The organism is Oleiphilus sp. HI0128 (assembly GCF_001635365.1).
Window position 1 is genome coordinate 1 of the sequence record NZ_LWGG01001067.1, and the last position, 1,841, is coordinate 1,841.

The following is a 1,841-nucleotide window of genomic DNA, read 5'->3' on the forward strand; positions in this document are numbered from 1 at the left end:
TCTTCAAAAGATGAAACAGAACCTAGAGCGATATCTAATTGTTCTTGTAGTGTCTGGTTACTTTCCTCTAGCTGAGTAATCTGATCCAGGTGCGCGTTTGTATCAGCATTAATAGCGGCTATAGCCTTATTAGCTCTTGTGCGTACCACGAAAAACGTGATCAAACTGCCAATAATAAAGGCAGCTATTGAAAACAAAAGGGTGTTGTTGTCAGTCATCTTCTTATAAATCTGAGTTAGGTGGATATGAAAGGTATCAAACGCTTACAAATTATATTAGCAGTATATTTTGAACTTGCTGGAAAAATATTAGAGAAATCATGACATTCCTAAAATCTACGCTAAAGTAACTAGGTGAGAGTTAAAAAATAAATTCTTTAGAACTATCAGAAAGAAAGAAAATACTATGCTGCAATTAACGTTTAATCAGAAAGTCGGTCTCGGTTTTGCCATTATCATCTCTTTGCTATTGGTGTCCGGGCTATCATCTTTATGGAATCTTAATGACATCAATGGGTCAACCTCAAGGGTGAATGAAACGGCTGTGCCTGTCGTGAAAGAAAGTAACGATGTACAGATACAGCTACTAAAATTAGCAAAACTCAGTTCTCTGGCATTTAATGCTGAGAATCAGGATGAGATTGCTAGTTTTAAAAAATCATTCGATAAAGGCGCTAAAAGTTTTGATGAAAGATATGTCAGTCTTGAAAAACTAGCTGAATCTGATGAGCAAATGAAGGCGCTCGTTATTGGTATTAAAAGTAACTATGACCTTTACCGTTATGCAGTTAACGAAATGTTTGAGTCAAAATCTGAAGTTTTGACGGCAAGAGATTACATGTTAGAAGAAGCTGACGTGTTATTTGGCTTAGTTGATAATGTTGGTGCTTCCCTTGATGAAATACAATATTACCTGCCACCTGAAGAGTACAAGGATCAGATGGATTTGGTAATAGGCTTTGCTAATCAATCGATTACCTTGATTAATAATATATTTAAGACCATTGATGAAATAAAAATCACTCAGGATATCGGGCGAGTCAGCGAAGGTATGGGAGATTTTGAGTGGTCGATCAATGACTCTCACTCTTGGTTCGTTAAGGGTGCTGAAGTGTTTAAGGATTTTGATGAAGACGATATGCTTCCCGCCGCCTTTGATGCTTATGCTGAAATAAGTGAATATATTAAAAAGACACCCTCAATTGTTGATCACAAAAAACGGCAGTTGGAGCAAATTGAAGTTGCAAAACAGAAGTTGTCTGAAGCAGATTCAGCAGTAACACAATCTATTGAAGGGCTTGACGAGTTATTGAAAGCAGCAGATGTTCGCTTTAATGACTTGCAGGGTGAAGTGTTAGGTAGTTTGGACTTCGGCTTTAAGAGTTCGATAGTGATGTTGATAGTTCTGATTTTACTTGCTACCCAGAACTTTAACTCGATGCGTTTAGCTATCCGTAAGAAGATGATCGATCTTGCCAAATTGAATGCAATTGGTCGTTCTTTGGCCGGTGCTCAGAGTCAAAATATTGCTCTTGAAGAAGTGCTTCAAAGTATGCATGAAAAGATTGGCGTTTCGCAGGGTTCGGTTTTTCTTACAAATGAAAATCAGCAGTTAGAGGTGAAAGCACATTTCCCACCTAAAGCGATTGAAGCTGGTAGTGGAGCTGTTAAGTTTGATATGGGACAAGGTGTTCTAGGCAAAGCAGCTGAAACCAAAAAGACTATTTTTGTTCCAAATACCGAAAAAGATAAGAACTTTGTCTCGTCTGCTGGCGGGCAAGAGCGTGCCTTACTATGTGTACCGCTTGTCGACAAAGAGATTCTCGTTGGTGTGATTAACCT

Annotated in this window: 2 protein-coding genes; one reads left to right on the top strand and one right to left on the bottom strand. The window is 38.3% G+C overall.

The window, feature by feature from the left end:
* The coding region (locus A3763_RS29705; RefSeq protein WP_231872242.1) for a hypothetical protein at positions 1–218 on the bottom strand (218 nt) is incomplete at its 3' end.
* A gap of 187 nt (positions 219–405) precedes the next feature.
* Between A3763_RS29705 and A3763_RS18235 the strand changes: the two genes are divergently transcribed.
* A partial coding sequence (locus A3763_RS18235) for a GAF domain-containing protein (RefSeq protein WP_156495161.1) occupies positions 406–1,841 on the top strand: 1,436 nt, incomplete at its 3' end.